The sequence below is a fragment of the Acidovorax sp. FJL06 genome, from assembly GCF_003852545.1.
Taxonomy (GTDB): domain Bacteria; phylum Pseudomonadota; class Gammaproteobacteria; order Burkholderiales; family Burkholderiaceae_C; genus Acidovorax.
The window spans coordinates 92,986-108,312 of the sequence record NZ_QAJR01000001.1 but is presented as its reverse complement, the minus strand read 5'-3'; the positions used below and the strand labels follow the sequence as shown (position 1 = coordinate 108,312).

Below are 15,327 nucleotides of genomic sequence, written 5' to 3'. Positions count from 1 at the left end.
TGTTTTCAGCCGTTCAAGATGGTGGATATGGGCACCGTCAGCGTGCCGCAGGGTGAAGGTGGATACGCTTTGGAGATGTCGTTTGACAGCTCGCCGGAGAGCGGCCCCTAGGGCACGAGGGAGTTGCCGACAGGCGGTGCCTGGTTCCCCCGCGGGGGCAATCTGCAAGACCGTACAGGTCGCTTGGCACCGTCACGCAACAGGTCTGCTACCCGTAGATCCGTTGAAATCCTGCTGCCCCAGAAACCGCCCCGGCGGCTGCCCCACCGACTTGCGCACCATGGCGCTGAAGGCGCTCGCGCTGTAGCCCAGTTCGGCGGCGATCTGGCCCATGGGCATGCGCCCGGCGGCCAGCGACACGGCCTTGGCCAGGATCACCTGCTGGCGCCATTGGGTGAAGGTGCTGCCCAGTTCGGAGCGGAACAGCCGCGCCACGGTGCGCGGGCTGGCGCCGGTGTCCTGCGCCCAGTCGGCCAGGGTGTCGTGGCGCGTGGGGTCGGCCAGCACGGCTTCGCACAGGTGGCGCAGGCGCTTGTCCTGCGGCAGGTCCACGCCCAGCTTCACGGCGGCGGCGCGGGCGAGTTCGTCGCGCACCAGGGCGCTGAGGTGCCGCTCGCGCAGCAGCGCGGCCTGGGTGGGGGCGGGGCCACCGTCGGGCGTGGTGGGCATTTCGCGCACCAGGGCGCGCAGCAGGTCGGACACCTCCAGAACCCGGCACTGGCGCCAGGCCTGGGCAGACCCGCTGTGGCTGCCGTCGCCCAGTGCACCGGGCCCGCAGCGGCCGCGCGGCTGGTGGAAGTACAGCGTGCGCAGGTCGGCGTCCTCCACCATGGTCACGGCATGTTCCACGCCGGGCGGAATCCACAGCGCGCGCGAGGGCGGCACGATGTAGGTGCCGTGGCTCACCGTGAGCCGGATCACGCCGGTGGTCGAGATCGCCACCTGGGCCCAGGGATGGCTGTGGGGCATCACCTGGGTGTCGGCGGCCAGCCAGCGCAGCTTGGCACGCACCGGGCGCGCGGCGGTGGGCACAAACAGTTCGGGGGTGAGCGAGCCCACGTACGACAGCCCGCGCGACCTGCCGGGGGCTGGGCGTGGCACCACCTCGGCGGCGAAGTGTTCCACCACCGGTGCGGGGGGCATGGCAGGCGCGGCGGGTGGGTTTGGCATGTTTGCGACAAAAGTTGTCCGTCTATCGTAAACCTGCCGAGGCCTGCCTGCCTAAGATCAGCCCCATGACCGCTTCCTCTTCCTCTGGCCTCCTCACCAACCCTGTCCCCCTGCGGCAGGACGCCCGCACCATCGGCCTCATTGGCCTGGCCCATGGCAGCTCGCACTTTTTCCACATGCTGCTGCCGCCGCTGTTCCCGTGGCTGATCGGTGAGTTTGGCTTCAGCTATTCCGAGCTGGGCCTGCTGGTGTCGGTGTTTTTTGTGATCTCGGGCGTGGGCCAGGCGCTGTCGGGCTTCATCGTGGACCGCGTGGGCGCGCGGCCGGTGATGTTTTTTGCGCTGTCGAGTTTTGCGGCGGCGGGCCTGGCGGCTGGCACGGCGCAGGGTTATCCGGGGCTGTTGCTGGCGGCGGCGCTGGCCGGGCTGGGCAATGCGCCGTTCCACCCGGTGGACTTCACTATTCTGAACAAACGCGTGTCGCCGCAGCGCCTGGGGCATGGTTTTTCGGTGCATGGCATCAGCGGCAACCTGGGCTGGGCCACGGCACCGGTGTTCATGGCGGGCATTGCCACGGCCACGGGCTCGTGGCGCACCGCCTGCCTGTGTGGCGCGCTGCTGGCCCTCACGGTGCTGGCCATCATGGTGTGGAACCGCGATGCCATTGACGACCGCCAGGGTGCCTGGGCGCACCAGGCCAAGGGCGGGGCAGCGGCGGCCCAACCCGAGCACCCCATGGCCTTCCTCAGGCTGCCTTCGGTGTGGCTGTGTTTCTCGTTCTTCTTCTGGAGCACCTGCGCGCTCAGCGCCATCCAGAGTTTTGCCAGCCCCGCGCTGCAGTCCATGTACGGCCTGCCGCTGAGCGTCACCGCCATGGTCGTCACCGGCTACATGCTGTGCGGCGCGGCGGGCATGCTGGTGGGCGGCTTTTTGGTGGGGCGCGTGCAGCGGCTGGAGAAGATCATTTCGGTGTGCCTGCTGGGCTCGGCCGCGCTGCTGGTGGTGGTGGGCCTGGGCTTTTTGCCCGGCATGGCGGCGGTGGTGGTGGCGTCGGTGGCCGGGCTGGGCACGGGCCTGGCGGGGCCCTCGCGCGACATGCTCATCAAGCGCGCTGCGCCCCCGGGCGCCACGGGGCGTGTGTATGGCACGGTGTATTCGGGGCTGGACCTGGGCTTTTGCCTGGCGGCCCCGGTGTTTGGCGCGATGCTGGACCACGGCATGACCTCGGGCATTTTCTATGGCTCGGCGGTGACCCTGGGCTTGAGTGTGGTGTCGGCCGCGCTGGTGGGCGTGGGCGTGGCGGCGCGGGCCATGCGGCCCGTGGCATCCGCAGCCTGACCGGAGGGGCGGGGAGGCGCGGCTATAGGCCGGGCGCGCCAGGGGTTCTGCGCCCTGTCCAACGCGCGGAGCGGGCTTGTGTTGCAATCACGGCGGCTGTGCTTGGCTCCCGGCGCGCAGCCCACTCCAACCCTTCCCAGGACCCCCCATGACCCACCCCATCTACAACGCCAGCATCCCTGTTTTCCGCCAGATGCTGGGCTCCTTGAAAGACGTGCTGGCCAAGACCGAGGCCCATGCCACGGCGCGCAAGATCGAGCCGGATGCCTTGCTGCAAGCCCGGTTGTTCCCCGACATGTTCCCGCTGGCGCGCCAGGTGCTGATTGCCTGCGACTTTGCCAAGGGCGTGGCCGCACGCCTGGCCGGTGTGGAGGTGCCATCCTTCCCCGACGCCGAGCGCCCCGGCTTTGCCGAACTGAACGAGCGCATCGCCACCGTGCTGGCGTTTATCGACGGCCTGCCACAGGCCGCGTTTGCCGAGGCCGCCACGCGCCAGATCACCATCCAGCCCGGCACCCCCCGCGAGAAGCAGTTTGTGGGCGAGCACTACCTGCTGCACTACGGCCTGCCCCAGTTCTTCTTCCATGTGAACGCGACCTATGCCATTGCGCGCCACAACGGCGTGGAGCTGGGCAAGCGCGACTACATGGGCCAATACTGATCCGGGCCTTTGCGCAGGCGGCCGCCCCCGGCGGCCGCTACGGTGCACTGCGCGCAGTTCATCGGCAGCGCGGTGGTGAACTGGATGGCTTCCATCGCAAAGCGCGAACCCACATCCGACTGCGGCGCCAGCAGGGGGTGTTGGAGAGGTTCACCGCGTCCGCCAGTTCGGCCGGCGGGGTTTCGGCGTCCTGCTGCAGCAAGGCCAGCAGTGGGCGGTCAATGGAATCCTGATTCTGTTTTTCGGCAAATATGAAAAATCTTTTCTTCTATTTGGCGATAAGCGTGGCGTAAAAGCAAAATCATTTTCATGCCCGTGTCACATACTGGACGGGCGTTTCTGGCACGGAACCTGCGGTCCCCACCCCGCAGTTCCGGGGTTTTGCATCCATCGTGGTGCGGCGTGCTCCGCGCCCCCGTGGCCCGCGTTCCCCTTCCTTTGCTTTCCCTTTCTTCCAAGGACTTTCATCCATGACGGCTTCTGTCTTTCGACGCAAACCCTATGTCACGGGCCTGAGCATCGCCGCGTTGGCGGTGCTCGCAGCCTGTGGTGGCAACGATGGCCCCACCCTCCCGGTGGCTACGCCCGAGCCCGTCGAGCAGTACGTGCCGCCCGAGCCGCCCTCGGGCTACACGCCCAAGGCCATCAGCTATGCCAACAAGGACATGGTGGCCACGGCCAACCCGCTGGCCACCAAGGCCGGCGTCGACATCCTGGCCAAGGGGGGCACGGCCACAGACGCCGCCATTGCCGTGCAGATGGTGCTGAACCTCGTGGAGCCGCAGTCCTCGGGCATCGGCGGCGGCGCCTTCATGCTGCACTTCGACAAGAGTGCTAACAAACTGCTGGCCTACGATGGCCGCGAGACCGCGCCCAAGGCCGCTACGCCCAACCTGTTCATCGGTGCCGACGGCAAGCCGCTGGCCTTTTTGGCGGCGGTGGACGGTGGCCTGTCGGTGGGCACGCCGGGTGTGCTGCGCATGCTCGAAGCGGCCCACAAGGCGCACGGCAAGCTGCCGTGGAAGGACCTGTTCGAGCCTGCCATCCAGCTCAGCGAAAACGGCTTTGCGATCTCGCCGCGCATGAGCGTGTCGATTGCCGGATCGGCTGCGCGCATCAAGGCCCAGGGCGAGCCCGGCGCCAGCTACTTCCTCAATACCGACGGCACGGCCAAGGCGGCGGGCACCTTGCTCAAGAACCCCGAGCTGGCGGCCACCCTCAAGGCCATTGCGGCCGGTGGTGCCGACGCGTTCTACAAGGGCGACATCGCCAAGGACATCGTGGCCAAGGTCGCGGGCCACCCCACCAACCCCGGCAAGCTCGCGCTCGATGACCTGAGCGGTTACACCCACAAGGTGCGCGAGCCCGTGTGCGGCGTGTACCGCGTGCAATACCGCGTGTGCGGCATGCCCGCGCCCAGCTCGGGCGGCATTGCGGTGCTGCAGACCCTGGGCCTGCTGCAGGGCTTTGACCTCGCGGCCATGAAGCCCAACACGCTGGATTCGGTGCACGTGGTGTCCGAGGCCTACCGCCTGGCCTATGCCGACCGCGCGCTGTATGTGGCCGACCCCGACTTCGTGAGCGTGCCCCAGGCCGGCCTGATCAATGCCGACTACCTCAAGGAACGCGCCAAGCTCATCAGCATGAGCAAGAGCATCGGCACGCCCGTGGCGGGCATTCCACCGGGCGTGAGCGGTGCCAAGGGGCAGGACAGCTCGCTGGCCTTGCCATCGACCACGCACCTGTCCATCATCGACGGCGCGGGCAATGCGGTGTCCATGACCACGACCATCGAGAACGGCTTTGGCAGCCTGCAGATGGTGCGCGGCTTCTTGCTGAACAACCAGCTCACCGACTTCTCGTTCACGGCCACCGATGCGGCGGGTAACCCCATCGCCAACAGCGTGCAGGCCGGCAAGCGCCCGCGCAGCTCCATGGCGCCCACCATCATCTTCAACGCCGCCACGGGTGACCTGGAAGGTGTGATCGGCTCGCCCGGCGGCAGCGCCATCATCCAGTACACGGCCAAGAGCATCCTGGGCATGACGGACTGGGGGCTGAACGTGCAGCAGGCCATCAACCTGCCCAACTTCGGCGCGCAGACCAACGCCACCACCTCCATCGAAAAGGGCTCGGTCATTGACACCGCAGCCCTTCGCGACGGCCTCAAGGCGCGTGGCCACACCGTGGCGCAGACCGACACCTTCACCAGCGGCCTGCATGGCGCGGTGTTCAACGGCCTGCGCTCCAACGGCAATGCGGGCCTGCTGGCGCGCAACCCGGGCGCGGGCACCTATGCGGGCGGTGCCGATCCGCGCCGCGAGGGGGTTGCACAGGGCAACAACTGACCTGCTTTGTGGTGATCGGCTGCAGCACCTGCACAGGTGCTGCGCCGGTACAGGAAGAGGCTGCCAGGTGGACTACCGGGCAGCCTTTTTTTGTGGGGGCTCTGTGGCCACCGCCGGGTGTGGTTCACCCGCCAGCGTGTGCAGCAAGGCGGTGAACGTGGCCGTGGGGCCCACGTTGTCGTCGGCGCGGTAGACCAGGGTGAGCGGCACGTCCAGCCGCCCGGCGTCCACCAGCGGCCGGTAGGCGATCGCGTGGCGGTGCACGCCCAGCATGGACGACGGCACCACGGAGATACCGGTGCCTGCGGCCACCAGGTTGAGGTTGGTCAGCATGCGCGCCACCTCGGCCACCACGCGGGGGCGCACACCCTGTTCGCTGCACAGCGCCAGCAGGTTGGCATACAGGCCGGGCGCGCCCGGGCGGCGCACCAGGATCATGGGCTCGCCCTCCAGGTCGGCAATCTGGATGGGCAGCGGCTTGCCGCGCCGCTGGCGCAGCGCCAGCGGGTGGTCGATGGGCAGGGCCACCATGGCGGGCTCGTGCTGCAGCGTGTCGAACACTAGGCCCGCAGGCCGCGCCACGGGCACGCGCAGCAGGCCGCAGTGCAGGCGGCCATCGGCCACGGCCTCGGTGATCTCGGCGGCGTTGTTCTCGCCGATCTCCAGCACCAGGCCGGGGTGGCGGGCGCGGCATGCGCGCAGGGCGAACGGCGTGAACTCGTGCGCGGCGGCCGAGCTGGTGAAGGCGATCACCAGCCGGCCCGTCTTGCCCTCGGCCAGCAGCTGCATGCGGCTTTGCAGCGCGTCGAAGTCGTGCACCAGGCGCGTGGCGTCGGCTTGCAGTGCGTGGCCGGCATCGGTCAGCGTGACGCCCTTGGCATGGCGCTTGAACAGCACCATGCCCACGGTGTTTTCGAGGGCCTTGATCTGCTGGCTGAGCGGCGGCTGGGCCATGCCCAGCTGCTCGGCCGCACGGGTCATGTGCCCGGCCTCGGCCACGGCGAGGAAGTAGCGCAACTGGCGGATGTCCATGGCATTCCCTTTCTCAATCATCCGTGTCGTTGTGGCTTCGCCTTATCACCCTAAACATGCGTGATTTGGAAACGGAATCAGTGCCTGCATGCCGTGGAGAGGGTTTCATATGCAAATCGTATCGCCTGGTCCATTTTTGCCTATTTGACGTATTGAGTGCCGATTTCTACGATGCGCAGCGGCATCCGGTTTAGCGCCGCTCTAACCCCTTCAGGAGACACCCCCACCATGACTGCCCCGCAGCCGCATTTCCTTCTGCTCCGCCCGGCCCTGGTGGGGCTGGCCAGCCTCGCGGTGGCCGCCTGTGCGCCCATGGCACCCTCCGGCCCAGCGGCGGCCGGCGCGGTGGTGGCAAAAGCCGAGGCTGCGCCCGGGGCGGTGGCCTGCCCCAAGGAGCTGGCCCCCATCGCCCGCTGCCTGGCGGGCCAGGACTCGGCCGGGGCCTACTACCTCATCGCCGTCCCGCAGAAGTGGAATGGCCACCTGGTGCTGCATGCGCATGGCGGGCCCGCGCTGGGGGCGCCCAAGGCAGAGCGCGCGGTGGAGGACCTGGAGCGCTGGTCCATCATGGTCCGCGCGGGCTATGCCTGGGCCGGCAGCACCTTCCGCCAGGGCGGCGTGGAGGTGCGCGCGGCGGCGGAGGACACCGAGCGCCTGCGGCAGATCTTCGTGCAACACGTGGCCCAGCCGCAGCGCACCATCCTGCACGGCCAGTCCTGGGGCGCCAGCGTGGCGGCCCGGGGCGCCGAGATGTTCCAGCGCACGGCCGAGGGCCAACGCCCGTACGACGCCGTGCTGCTCACCAGCGGCGTGCTCGCGGGCGGCACCCGCTCGTACGACTTTCGCACCGACCTGCGCGTGGTCTACCAATCCCTGTGCCACAACCACCCCCGGCCCACCGAAGCGCAGTATCCGCTGAACACCGGCCTGCCGCGCGATGCGGCAATGACGCAGGCCGACCTGCAGGCGCGCGTGAACGAATGCCTGGCGTTGGACAAGCCAGCCGCCGAGCGCACCCCGGAGCAGCAGCGCAAGGTCCGGACCCTCGTCGATGTGATCCGCATCCCGGCCAGCTCCATCCAGGGCCACATGAACTGGGCGACCTTCCACTTCCGCGACGTGGTGCAGCACCGCACCGGGGGCGCAAGCCCGTTTGGCAACATGGGTGTGGCGTACCAGGGTTCGCCGGACGACGCGGCACTCAATGCCGGCGTGCTGCGCTACCGCGCAGACCCCGGGGCCGTGGCGCGTTTTGGCGCAGACACGGACCCGACCGGAAACATTCCCGTGCCGGTGCTCACCGTGAAGGGCATCGACGACCCCACGGCCTTTGTCGAGCTGGATGCGCAGTTCAAGGCCACCATGGACAAGGCGGGCAGCGGCGCGCGGCTGGTGCAGACCTTCACGCGCCACAGCGGCCACAGCTACCTGAGCGACCCCACCTATCCCACGCTGATGGCGGCGCTGCTGCGCTGGGTGAATGAGGGGGAGGGCGCCAAGCCCACGCCCGCAGGCATCGCCCAGCAATGTCCGGCCTATGAAGCCGGGTTCGGCAAGGGCTGTGCCTTCGTGCCGGCCTATGTGCCTGCGCCACTCTCCAGCCGGGTGCTGGACCGCGAGCGACCATAGTCCGCCAGCCCGCCAGCCCGCCAGGTTCCAGAAGCGCAAAGACAAAGGCCCCGCCGGATGGCGAGGCCTTTGTGCTTGTGATGCTATTGAATGAATAGCTGCTAGCGCTTGCTGGACAAGCGCTAGCAGCCGATATGACCTAGATCTTCATCCATTCAGACAGATCACGCAGATCGAGCAGGTCAAACCGCCACGGTCTTCAGCGCCGCATTCAGCGTGGCGCTCGGGCGCATCACGGCGTCGAGCTTGGCGACGTCGGGCATGTAGTAGCCACCGATGTCGGTGGGCTGGCCCTGCACGGCGTTCAGCTCTTCCACGATCTTCTGCTCGTTGTCCGTGAGGTGCTTGGCCAGAGGCGCGAACTTGGCGGCCAGGTCGGCATCGCTGGTCTGTGCGGCCAGTTCCTGGGCCCAGTACATGGCCAGGTAGAACTGGCTACCGCGGTTGTCCAGCTGGCCGGTCTTGGGCGAGGGGTTCTTGTTGTTGTCCAGCAGCTTGCCCGTGGCGGCGTCCAGCGTCTGGGCCAGGATCTTGGCCTTGGCGTTGCCCGTCTTCAGGCCCAGGTCTTCCAGCGACACGGCCAGCGCCAGGAACTCACCCAGCGAATCCCAGCGCAGGTGGTTTTCTTCCACCAGCTGCTGCACATGCTTGGGGGCCGAGCCGCCCGCACCCGTTTCGTACATGCCGCCACCGGCCATCAGCGGCACGATGGACAGCATCTTGGCCGAGGTGCCCAGTTCCATGATGGGGAACAGGTCGGTCAGGTAGTCGCGCAGGATGTTGCCGGTGGCGCTGATGGTGTCCAGGCCGCGGATCACGCGCTCGAGCGTGTAACGCATCGCACGCACCTGGCTCATGATCTGGATGTCCAGGCCGGTGGTGTTGTGCTCGTGCAGGTACATCTTGACCTTGGTGATCAGCTGCGCTTCGTGCGGGCGGTACGAGTCGAGCCAGAACACCACGGGCATGCCGGAGTTGCGGGCGCGGTTCACGGCCAGCTTCACCCAGTCGCGGATCGCGGCGTCCTTGACCTGGCACATGCGCCAGATGTCGCCGGCTTCCACGTTCTGACTCAGCAGCACTTCGCCCGTGGCCAGGTCGGTGATGTTGGCCACGCCGTCTTCGGCGATCTCGAAGGTCTTGTCGTGCGAGCCGTACTCTTCGGCCTGCTGGGCCATCAGGCCCACGTTGGGCACCGTGCCCATGGTCTTGGGGTCGAAGGCGCCGTGCCACTTGCAGAAGTTGATGATTTCCTGGTAGATGCGGGCGAAGGTCGACTCGGGCATCACGGCCTTCACGTCCTTCAGGCGGCCGTTGGCGTCCCACATCTTGCCGCCGTTGCGGATCATCGCGGGCATGGAGGCGTCCACGATGATGTCGTTGGGCGAGTGGAAATTGGTGATGCCCTTGGCCGAGTCGACCATGGCCAGCTCGGGGCGGTGCTCGTGGCAGGCGTGCAGGTCGCGCTTGATCTCGTCGCGCTGGCTTTGCGGCAGCGTCTCGATCTTGCTGTACAGGTCGACCATGCCGTTGTTCACGTTCACGCCCAGCTCGTCAAACGTCTTGGCGTGTTTTTCGAACGCGTCCTTGTAGAAGATGCGCACGCAGTGGCCGAACACGATGGGGTGCGAGACCTTCATCATCGTGGCCTTCACGTGCAGCGAGAACATCACGCCGGTCTTGCGTGCGTCTTCGATTTCCTTTTCGTAGAAGGCCAGCAGCGCCTTCTTGCTCATGAACATGCTGTCGATCACCTCGCGGTCGAGCAGCGCAACCTTGGGCTTCAAGACAATGGTCTTGCCGCTCTTGGTGATCAGCTCCATCTTGACTTCGCGGGCGCGGTCCAGCGTGATGGACTTTTCGCCGTGGTAGAAGTCGCCAGCGTGCATGTGCGAGACATGCGAGCGCGAGGCCTGGCTCCACTCGGCCATGCTGTGCGGGTTCTTGCGCGCGTATTCCTTGACGGCCTTGGGGGCGCGGCGGTCGGAGTTGCCTTCGCGCAGCACGGGGTTCACGGCCGAGCCGATGCACTTGCCGTAGCGGGCCTTGATGTCTTTCTCTTTGTCGTCCTTGGGCTGGTCCGGGTAGTCGGGCAGGGCATAGCCCTTGCCCTGCAGCTCGGTGATGGCCGCCTTGAGCTGGGACACCGAAGCGCTGATGTTGGGCAGCTTGATGATGTTGGCATCGGCCTGCAGCGTCTTCTTGCCCAGCTCGGCCAGGGTGTTGGGCGCGCGTTGCTCTTCCTTCAGGAACTCAGGGAACTCACCCAGCACGCGGGCCGCCACCGAAATGTCGGATTCCGTCACGTTGATGCCCGCGGGTGCGGCGAACGTGCGGATCAGGGGCAGGAAGGAAGCCGTGGCCAGGCGAGGGGCCTCGTCGGTCAGGGTGTAGATGATGGTTGGTTGCTGGGTCGTCATGGCTTGTCTCACGAAACAGAGTATGTAAATGCCCCCGGCTGGGTCGCTGCGGGGCCAAACGCGGATGCTCTCTGATTCTCCTTGCTTGGGCCTGTCTGCGCCCGCAGTTTTTGCAATTGAATCTCACAATGCAAAATTTGCCGATGGCTAAAGCCATTTTTTTCGATGCCGGGGCTCCCAGGAGCGGTGAAAAGGGCAAAAGCCCGCCGTGGCCGTCCTGGGTGGCGTTCTCTATCGCAGACGTGGCGATTGCGCAATTGGCGGTGACGCGCCCCTGACAGCCGCGCACCACACCGGTGCGTCCAGGGCTTGGGCCCGGGGGCATCCTGCTGCATATTGCCGGTTCTCCTATTTCATGAAGGAAACCACGCCATGCCATTTCAGCGTTCTGTGCTCGCGGCCGCCACCCTGGCCCTGGCAGCCGTTGCACCCACCGTATCGGCAAAACCGTTCAAATGGGCCGGCTCCAGCGACATCCAGACCATGGACATCCACTCGCAGAACAGTGCGCTGGGCAACGGCATCCATGCGGCCGTGTACGAGTCGCTGGTGATGTTCAACAGCCGCACGCTCAAGGTCGAGCCGTTGCTGGCCACATCGTGGCAGCAGGTCACGCCCACGCAGATGCGCTTCAAGCTGCGCCAGGGCGTGAAGTTCAGCGATGGCTCGGCCATGGCGGCCGATGACGTGGTCTATTCGCTGCAGCGCGCGATGAGCAAGACCTCCACCTACGCCATCTACACCCAGGGCATGGACCGCATTGCCAAGGTCGATGGCGAGACCATCGACATCTTCCTGAAGAACCCCAACCCGGTGCTGCTCAACCAGCTCACCGAGCTGCGCGTGATGAGCAAGGCCTGGGCCGAGAAGAACAATGCCGTGGAGCCCAAGGACATCAAGGCCAAGGACGAAACCTATTCACACCGCAATGCCATGGGCACGGGCCCCTTCGTGCTCAAGGAATGGGTGCCCGATCAGAAGATCGTGTTCTCGGCCAACCCGAACTGGTGGAACGCCGGCAAGGTCGAAGGCAATGTGACCGAGATCACCTACATCCCCATCAAGTCGGAAGCCACGCGCATTGCCGCGCTGCTGTCGGGCGAGGTGGACATGGTGCGCGACACCAGCATCCAGGACCTGGCCCGCATCAAGGCCCACCCCAGCCTGAAGGTGATGGAGATGGTGGAGAACCGCACGGTCTACCTGGCCATGGACCAGTTCCGAGACGAACTCGTGGGCAGCAACCTCAAGGGCAAGAATCCGCTCAAGGACCTGCGCGTGCGCAAGGCGCTGTACCAAGCCATCGACAGCGCCACGCTGCAGCGCGTGACCATGCGCGGCATGTCCAAGCCCACGGGCGCCATCGTGTCGCCCCTGGTCAACGGCTGGACGGAGGCCGTGGACAAACGCCTGCCCTTCGACGCCAATGTCGCCAAGGACCTGCTGGCGCAGGCGGGTTACAGCGATGGCTTTGAGGTGGACTTTGCCTGCAGCAACAATGCCATCGTGCAAGACGAGCAGCTGTGCCAGGCCATCACCGCCATGTGGGCGCGCATTGGCATCAAGGCCAAGCTGCGGACCTTGCCCGCCGTCACCTACTACCCCATGGCCCAGCGGCATGAGGCCAGCATTGCCATGCTGAGCTGGGGCGTGCCCACGTTCGACGCGCTGTACACGCTGCAGTCGCTCACGCGCACCAAGACCACGGGCGGCGACGGCAACTACAACCTGGGCCGCTACAGCAGCGAGCGCATGGACTACATCGTGGACCGCGTCAAAACCGAGACCGACCTGCCCGTGCGCAACCGCCTGCTGACGGAAGGCCTGCAGCTGCAGAACGACACCGTGGCCCACATCCCGCTGCACAACCAGATGCTGGCCTGGGCGATGAAGAAAAACGTGGAACTGGTGCAGCGGCCAGACAACCGGATTGACTGGCGGTTGATCAAGATGAACTGACACCCACAGGTGTCGCAGCCCTTGAGACTGGCGTGGCGCCATGCCAGTGCACCCGTGGAACCGGCTTTGCCGGGCCACCGGGTGCGTCCCCCTCCCGCGCAGCGAGAGAGGGGGAAGGCGCCGAAGGCGACTCAGGGGGTGTTCATTTCATCGGCTGGAACACGATGATCGCCATGCCCGCCAGCGCCACCAGCACCCCTGCCACATCCCAGGGCGTGGGCCGGATGCCGTCCACGGCCCACAGCCAGGCCAGCGCCACGCCGATGTAGACGCCACCGTAGGCCGCATACACGCGGCTTGCGCCTGCGGTGTCGTGCAGCGTGAGCAGCCAGGCAAACAGCGCCAGGCTTGCGGCTGCCGGCAGCAGCAGCCACACCGGTTTGCCCTGGCGCAGCCAGAGCCACGGCAGGTAGCAGCCCACGATCTCGGCCAGGGCGGTGGCCACAAAGAGCAGCAGCGTCTTCATGTGCCGGCCTGGGCCCTGCGCGCCGTGCGGGGGGCAGTGTCGTTGCTCGCGGCCTCGCCCGCGGCAGGCGCCAGCCAGGCGCGCAGGGCCAACTCGCCTTCGGCGGAGAAATGCAGCACGCGCGAATCCTTGTCGCGCCGGGCCCAGCCGCGCTCCAGCATGCGCTGCAGCAGCGCCGCGCCCAAAGCGCCGCCCAGGTGGTGGCGCCGCTCGCTCCAGTCCAGGCAGGGGCGGCACAGCATGCGCCGCTGGCGTGCGGCGGCGGTGGTGTCGATGCCCTGGTGGGCAAACCATTCGGCCCCGGCGGCCGTCAGTACGAGGCCCTGTTCGGCGGGCTGCAGGTAGCCCTGGCGCAGCAGCGCCTCGTGCAGCTGCACGGCCACTTCGCCCGCGAGGTGGTCGTAGCACACGCGGGCGCGCCGCAGGGCCGGCTCGCGCGGGCTGGCGCGCAGGCGAACGGCGCCGGCGCGGAACGCCACGTTCATCAGCGACTCCAGCAACTGCGCCACGTCCCGGTCCGCCAGCCGGAAGTAGCGGTGCCGGCCCTGGCTTTCCACCACCAGCAAACCGGCGTCGAGCAGCTTGGCGAGGTGGGCGCTGATGGTCTGCTTGGTCACGCCCGCAAGGGCAGCCAGCTCGGTGGCCGTGAGGGCGCGGTCGGCCATCAGGGCGGTGAGGACTTCGGCGCGCGCACTGTCGCCGATGAGCGCGGCAATGCGCGCGATGTGGGGGCCGTCTTTCATGGTTCGATCTTGGGCGAACCATCCTGGGCCGTCAACGGCCTATCGTGAAGCCCTTGCCAAACCAGGACTTCCCAACACCATGATCACCTGCTTCATCCGCTATGACATCGACCCCTTTCAGCGCGAGGCGTTCGCCGAATACGCGCGCCGCTGGGGCCAGATCATTCCCCGCTGCGGTGGCCACCTGCTGGGCTACTTCTTGCCGCACGAAGGCAGCAACTACGAGGCCTGGGGCCTGATCGGCTTCGATTCGCTGGCCGCCTACGAGGCCTACCGCGCGCGCCTGCGCGCCGACCCCGAAGGCCGCGCCAACTTTGCGATCGCACAGGAGAAACGCTTCATCCTGCGCGAGGAGCGCACCTTCACGCAGGGCGTGGAGGGCACGCTGGGTTTGCCAGCCCACCCGCAGGAGCCCGCCGCATGATGGCCGTGATCTTCGAGGTGGCGCCCGCACCGGGCCAGCGCGGTGCCTATCTGCATGCAGCCGCAGCGCTCAAGCCGTTGCTGGCGCAGATCGACGGCTTTGTTTCCATCGAGCGCTTCGAAAGCCTGAGCGAGCCCGGCAAGCTGCTGTCGTTGTCCTTCTGGCGCGACGAGGAGGCCGTGGCCCGCTGGCGCCAGCAGGAGGTGCACCGCAGCACCCAGGCGGCCGGGCGCGACCATGTGTTTGCCGACTACCGGCTGCGCGTGGCGGCGGTAGTGCGTGACTACGGCCTGAACGACCGGGCGCAGGCGCCCGCCGATTCCCGCGCGGTGCACGGCTGACCGCGCGCAGTTCCTCACGCTGGCATATGGCCCGTGCGCAGCGCGTGGGCCCACTCCGGCCTGCCATTCCTTTGCGCCAGCATCGCCATGGGCTCGTGGTCGTAAGGCACCCGGTGGTGCGCCACCTGCCAGCCCTGGGCTGTGCGCTCCGCGATGGCGTAGCACGCATCCGGCGTGCCGTTCTCTACCTTGTGGGCCACAGGGTGGTCGTCGCCATAGGCTTGCAGGCCCACGCTGCCGGGGTTGACCAGCAGGACGCCCGCCCCCAGCCGCACCTGGCGCGGCACATGCGTGTGGCCGCAGGCCATCAGCGGCGCATAGTGGCCCGCCAGGCGCTCGTCGATTTCGGCCGGCGTGGCGGCGCGCACCGTGGGGCCGTCCAGCGTCTCCAGCAGGTATTCGTGGTCGCTGCGCGGCGAGCCGTGGCACAGCAGCACATCCTCATCCAGGCGCAGGGTGTGGGTCAGGCTGCGCATCCAGGCGAACTCGGCCTCGGTGAGTTGCGCATGCGCGTACTGGTCCGATGCGCTGCCATGGCCCGGGCGCAGCTGCAGCACCTGGCGCTCGTGGTTGCCGGCCAGCGACAGCCAGCCTGAGGCCATGAGCCACTGTGCTGTCTCGCGCGGCAGCAGCGGCCCCGAGAGGTTGTCGCCCAGGTTCACCACCTGATCGGCCCCCCGGCGGCGGATGTCGGCCGCCACGGCTTCAAGGGCTGCGAGGTTGCCGTGGATGTCGGAGACGAGGGCGATGCGCATCGTGAATTGGGGGTTTCGGTGCCCCCGCAGGGCCACGAGGTT

The 15,327-nt window shown here is 67.3% G+C and carries 14 protein-coding genes; 7 read left to right on the top strand and 7 right to left on the bottom strand.

The window, feature by feature from the left end:
• Positions 1 to 192 precede the first annotated feature (192 nt).
• The gene (locus DBV10_RS00465; RefSeq protein ID WP_199740010.1) at positions 193 to 1,170 is read right to left on the bottom strand and encodes a helix-turn-helix domain-containing protein; all 978 of its coding nucleotides are present in this window, start codon (positions 1,168 to 1,170) and stop codon (positions 193 to 195) included.
• Between the two features lie 65 nt (positions 1,171 to 1,235).
• Here DBV10_RS00465 and DBV10_RS00460 point away from each other — a divergent pair, with 65 nt between their 5' ends.
• Both DBV10_RS00460 and DBV10_RS00455 read left to right on the top strand, forming a co-directional pair.
• Positions 1,236 to 2,507, top strand: a complete 1,272-nt coding sequence (locus DBV10_RS00460) for an MFS transporter (RefSeq protein ID WP_124509532.1) — start codon at positions 1,236 to 1,238, stop codon at positions 2,505 to 2,507.
• Between the two features lie 148 nt (positions 2,508 to 2,655).
• Positions 2,656 to 3,168, top strand: a complete 513-nt coding sequence (locus tag DBV10_RS00455; RefSeq protein ID WP_124509530.1) for a DUF1993 family protein — start codon at positions 2,656 to 2,658, stop codon at positions 3,166 to 3,168.
• A 58-nt stretch (positions 3,169 to 3,226) separates the two neighbouring features.
• Here the strand turns inward: DBV10_RS00455 and DBV10_RS23355 are convergent, their stop codons facing one another.
• Positions 3,227 to 3,391, bottom strand: a complete 165-nt coding sequence (locus tag DBV10_RS23355; RefSeq protein ID WP_370451079.1) for an Lrp/AsnC family transcriptional regulator — start codon at positions 3,389 to 3,391, stop codon at positions 3,227 to 3,229.
• A 247-nt stretch (positions 3,392 to 3,638) separates the two neighbouring features.
• On the opposite strand from DBV10_RS23355, the gene ggt reads away from it, so the two are divergent.
• A complete protein-coding gene (ggt, locus tag DBV10_RS00445) occupies positions 3,639 to 5,516 on the top strand; it encodes a gamma-glutamyltransferase (RefSeq protein WP_124509528.1) in 1,878 nt (625 codons plus the stop codon).
• A 72-nt stretch (positions 5,517 to 5,588) separates the two neighbouring features.
• Here the strand turns inward: ggt and DBV10_RS00440 are convergent, their stop codons facing one another.
• A complete protein-coding gene (locus DBV10_RS00440) occupies positions 5,589 to 6,548 on the bottom strand; it encodes a LysR family transcriptional regulator (RefSeq protein WP_124509526.1) in 960 nt (319 codons plus the stop codon).
• Between the two features lie 228 nt (positions 6,549 to 6,776).
• Here DBV10_RS00440 and DBV10_RS00435 point away from each other — a divergent pair, with 228 nt between their 5' ends.
• Positions 6,777 to 8,177, top strand: a complete 1,401-nt coding sequence (locus DBV10_RS00435) for a hypothetical protein (protein ID WP_124509524.1) — start codon at positions 6,777 to 6,779, stop codon at positions 8,175 to 8,177.
• Positions 8,178 to 8,359: 182 nt separating this feature from the next.
• Here the strand turns inward: DBV10_RS00435 and DBV10_RS00430 are convergent, their stop codons facing one another.
• A complete protein-coding gene (locus DBV10_RS00430; RefSeq protein WP_124509522.1) occupies positions 8,360 to 10,597 on the bottom strand; it encodes an NADP-dependent isocitrate dehydrogenase in 2,238 nt (745 codons plus the stop codon).
• Positions 10,598 to 10,969: 372 nt separating this feature from the next.
• Here DBV10_RS00430 and DBV10_RS00425 point away from each other — a divergent pair, with 372 nt between their 5' ends.
• Complete coding sequence (locus DBV10_RS00425; protein ID WP_124509520.1) at positions 10,970 to 12,556, top strand: ABC transporter substrate-binding protein; 1,587 nt, start codon at positions 10,970 to 10,972, stop codon at positions 12,554 to 12,556.
• A gap of 142 nt (positions 12,557 to 12,698) precedes the next feature.
• On the opposite strand, the gene DBV10_RS00420 is transcribed toward DBV10_RS00425, so the two are convergent.
• On the bottom strand, positions 12,699 to 13,022 hold the full coding sequence (locus DBV10_RS00420) for a YnfA family protein (RefSeq protein WP_124509518.1): 324 nt from the start codon (positions 13,020 to 13,022) through the stop codon (positions 12,699 to 12,701).
• On the bottom strand, positions 13,019 to 13,765 hold the full coding sequence (locus DBV10_RS00415) for a helix-turn-helix transcriptional regulator (RefSeq protein ID WP_124509516.1): 747 nt from the start codon (positions 13,763 to 13,765) through the stop codon (positions 13,019 to 13,021). Before DBV10_RS00415 ends, DBV10_RS00420 begins: the two co-directional genes overlap by 4 nt.
• A gap of 79 nt (positions 13,766 to 13,844) precedes the next feature.
• On the opposite strand from DBV10_RS00415, the gene DBV10_RS00410 reads away from it, so the two are divergent.
• Positions 13,845 to 14,189 (top strand): NIPSNAP family protein, encoded by a 345-nt coding sequence (locus DBV10_RS00410; RefSeq protein ID WP_124509514.1) that lies wholly within the window; start codon positions 13,845 to 13,847, stop codon positions 14,187 to 14,189.
• Positions 14,186 to 14,530: an antibiotic biosynthesis monooxygenase gene (locus DBV10_RS00405; RefSeq protein ID WP_124509513.1), complete on the top strand. Its 345-nt coding sequence runs from the start codon at positions 14,186 to 14,188 to the stop codon at positions 14,528 to 14,530. Before DBV10_RS00410 ends, DBV10_RS00405 begins: the two co-directional genes overlap by 4 nt.
• Before the next feature lie 14 nt (positions 14,531 to 14,544).
• On the opposite strand, the gene DBV10_RS00400 is transcribed toward DBV10_RS00405, so the two are convergent.
• Positions 14,545 to 15,285, bottom strand: a complete 741-nt coding sequence (locus tag DBV10_RS00400; protein WP_124509511.1) for a metallophosphoesterase — start codon at positions 15,283 to 15,285, stop codon at positions 14,545 to 14,547.
• Between the last annotated feature and the right edge of the window lie 42 nt (positions 15,286 to 15,327).

Bases quoted from the DNA above. Each gene is read 5' to 3' on its own strand.
- DBV10_RS00415 (WP_124509516.1), bottom strand. From the start codon at position 13,765: ATGAAAGACGGCCCCCACATCGCGCGCATTGCCGCGCTCATCGGCGAC.
- DBV10_RS00435 (WP_124509524.1), top strand. From the start codon at position 6,777: ATGACTGCCCCGCAGCCGCATTTCCTTCTGCTCCGCCCGGCCCTGGTG.
- DBV10_RS00420 (WP_124509518.1), bottom strand. From the start codon at position 13,022: ATGAAGACGCTGCTGCTCTTTGTGGCCACCGCCCTGGCCGAGATCGTG.
- DBV10_RS00430 (WP_124509522.1), bottom strand. From the start codon at position 10,597: ATGACGACCCAGCAACCAACCATCATCTACACCCTGACCGACGAGGCC.
- DBV10_RS00410 (WP_124509514.1), top strand. From the start codon at position 13,845: ATGATCACCTGCTTCATCCGCTATGACATCGACCCCTTTCAGCGCGAG.
- DBV10_RS00405 (WP_124509513.1), top strand. From the start codon at position 14,186: ATGATGGCCGTGATCTTCGAGGTGGCGCCCGCACCGGGCCAGCGCGGT.
- ggt (WP_124509528.1), top strand. From the start codon at position 3,639: ATGACGGCTTCTGTCTTTCGACGCAAACCCTATGTCACGGGCCTGAGC.
- DBV10_RS00440 (WP_124509526.1), bottom strand. From the start codon at position 6,548: ATGGACATCCGCCAGTTGCGCTACTTCCTCGCCGTGGCCGAGGCCGGG.
- DBV10_RS00465 (WP_199740010.1), bottom strand. From the start codon at position 1,170: ATGCCAAACCCACCCGCCGCGCCTGCCATGCCCCCCGCACCGGTGGTG.
- DBV10_RS00400 (WP_124509511.1), bottom strand. From the start codon at position 15,285: ATGCGCATCGCCCTCGTCTCCGACATCCACGGCAACCTCGCAGCCCTT.
- DBV10_RS00425 (WP_124509520.1), top strand. From the start codon at position 10,970: ATGCCATTTCAGCGTTCTGTGCTCGCGGCCGCCACCCTGGCCCTGGCA.
- DBV10_RS00460 (WP_124509532.1), top strand. From the start codon at position 1,236: ATGACCGCTTCCTCTTCCTCTGGCCTCCTCACCAACCCTGTCCCCCTG.
- DBV10_RS00455 (WP_124509530.1), top strand. From the start codon at position 2,656: ATGACCCACCCCATCTACAACGCCAGCATCCCTGTTTTCCGCCAGATG.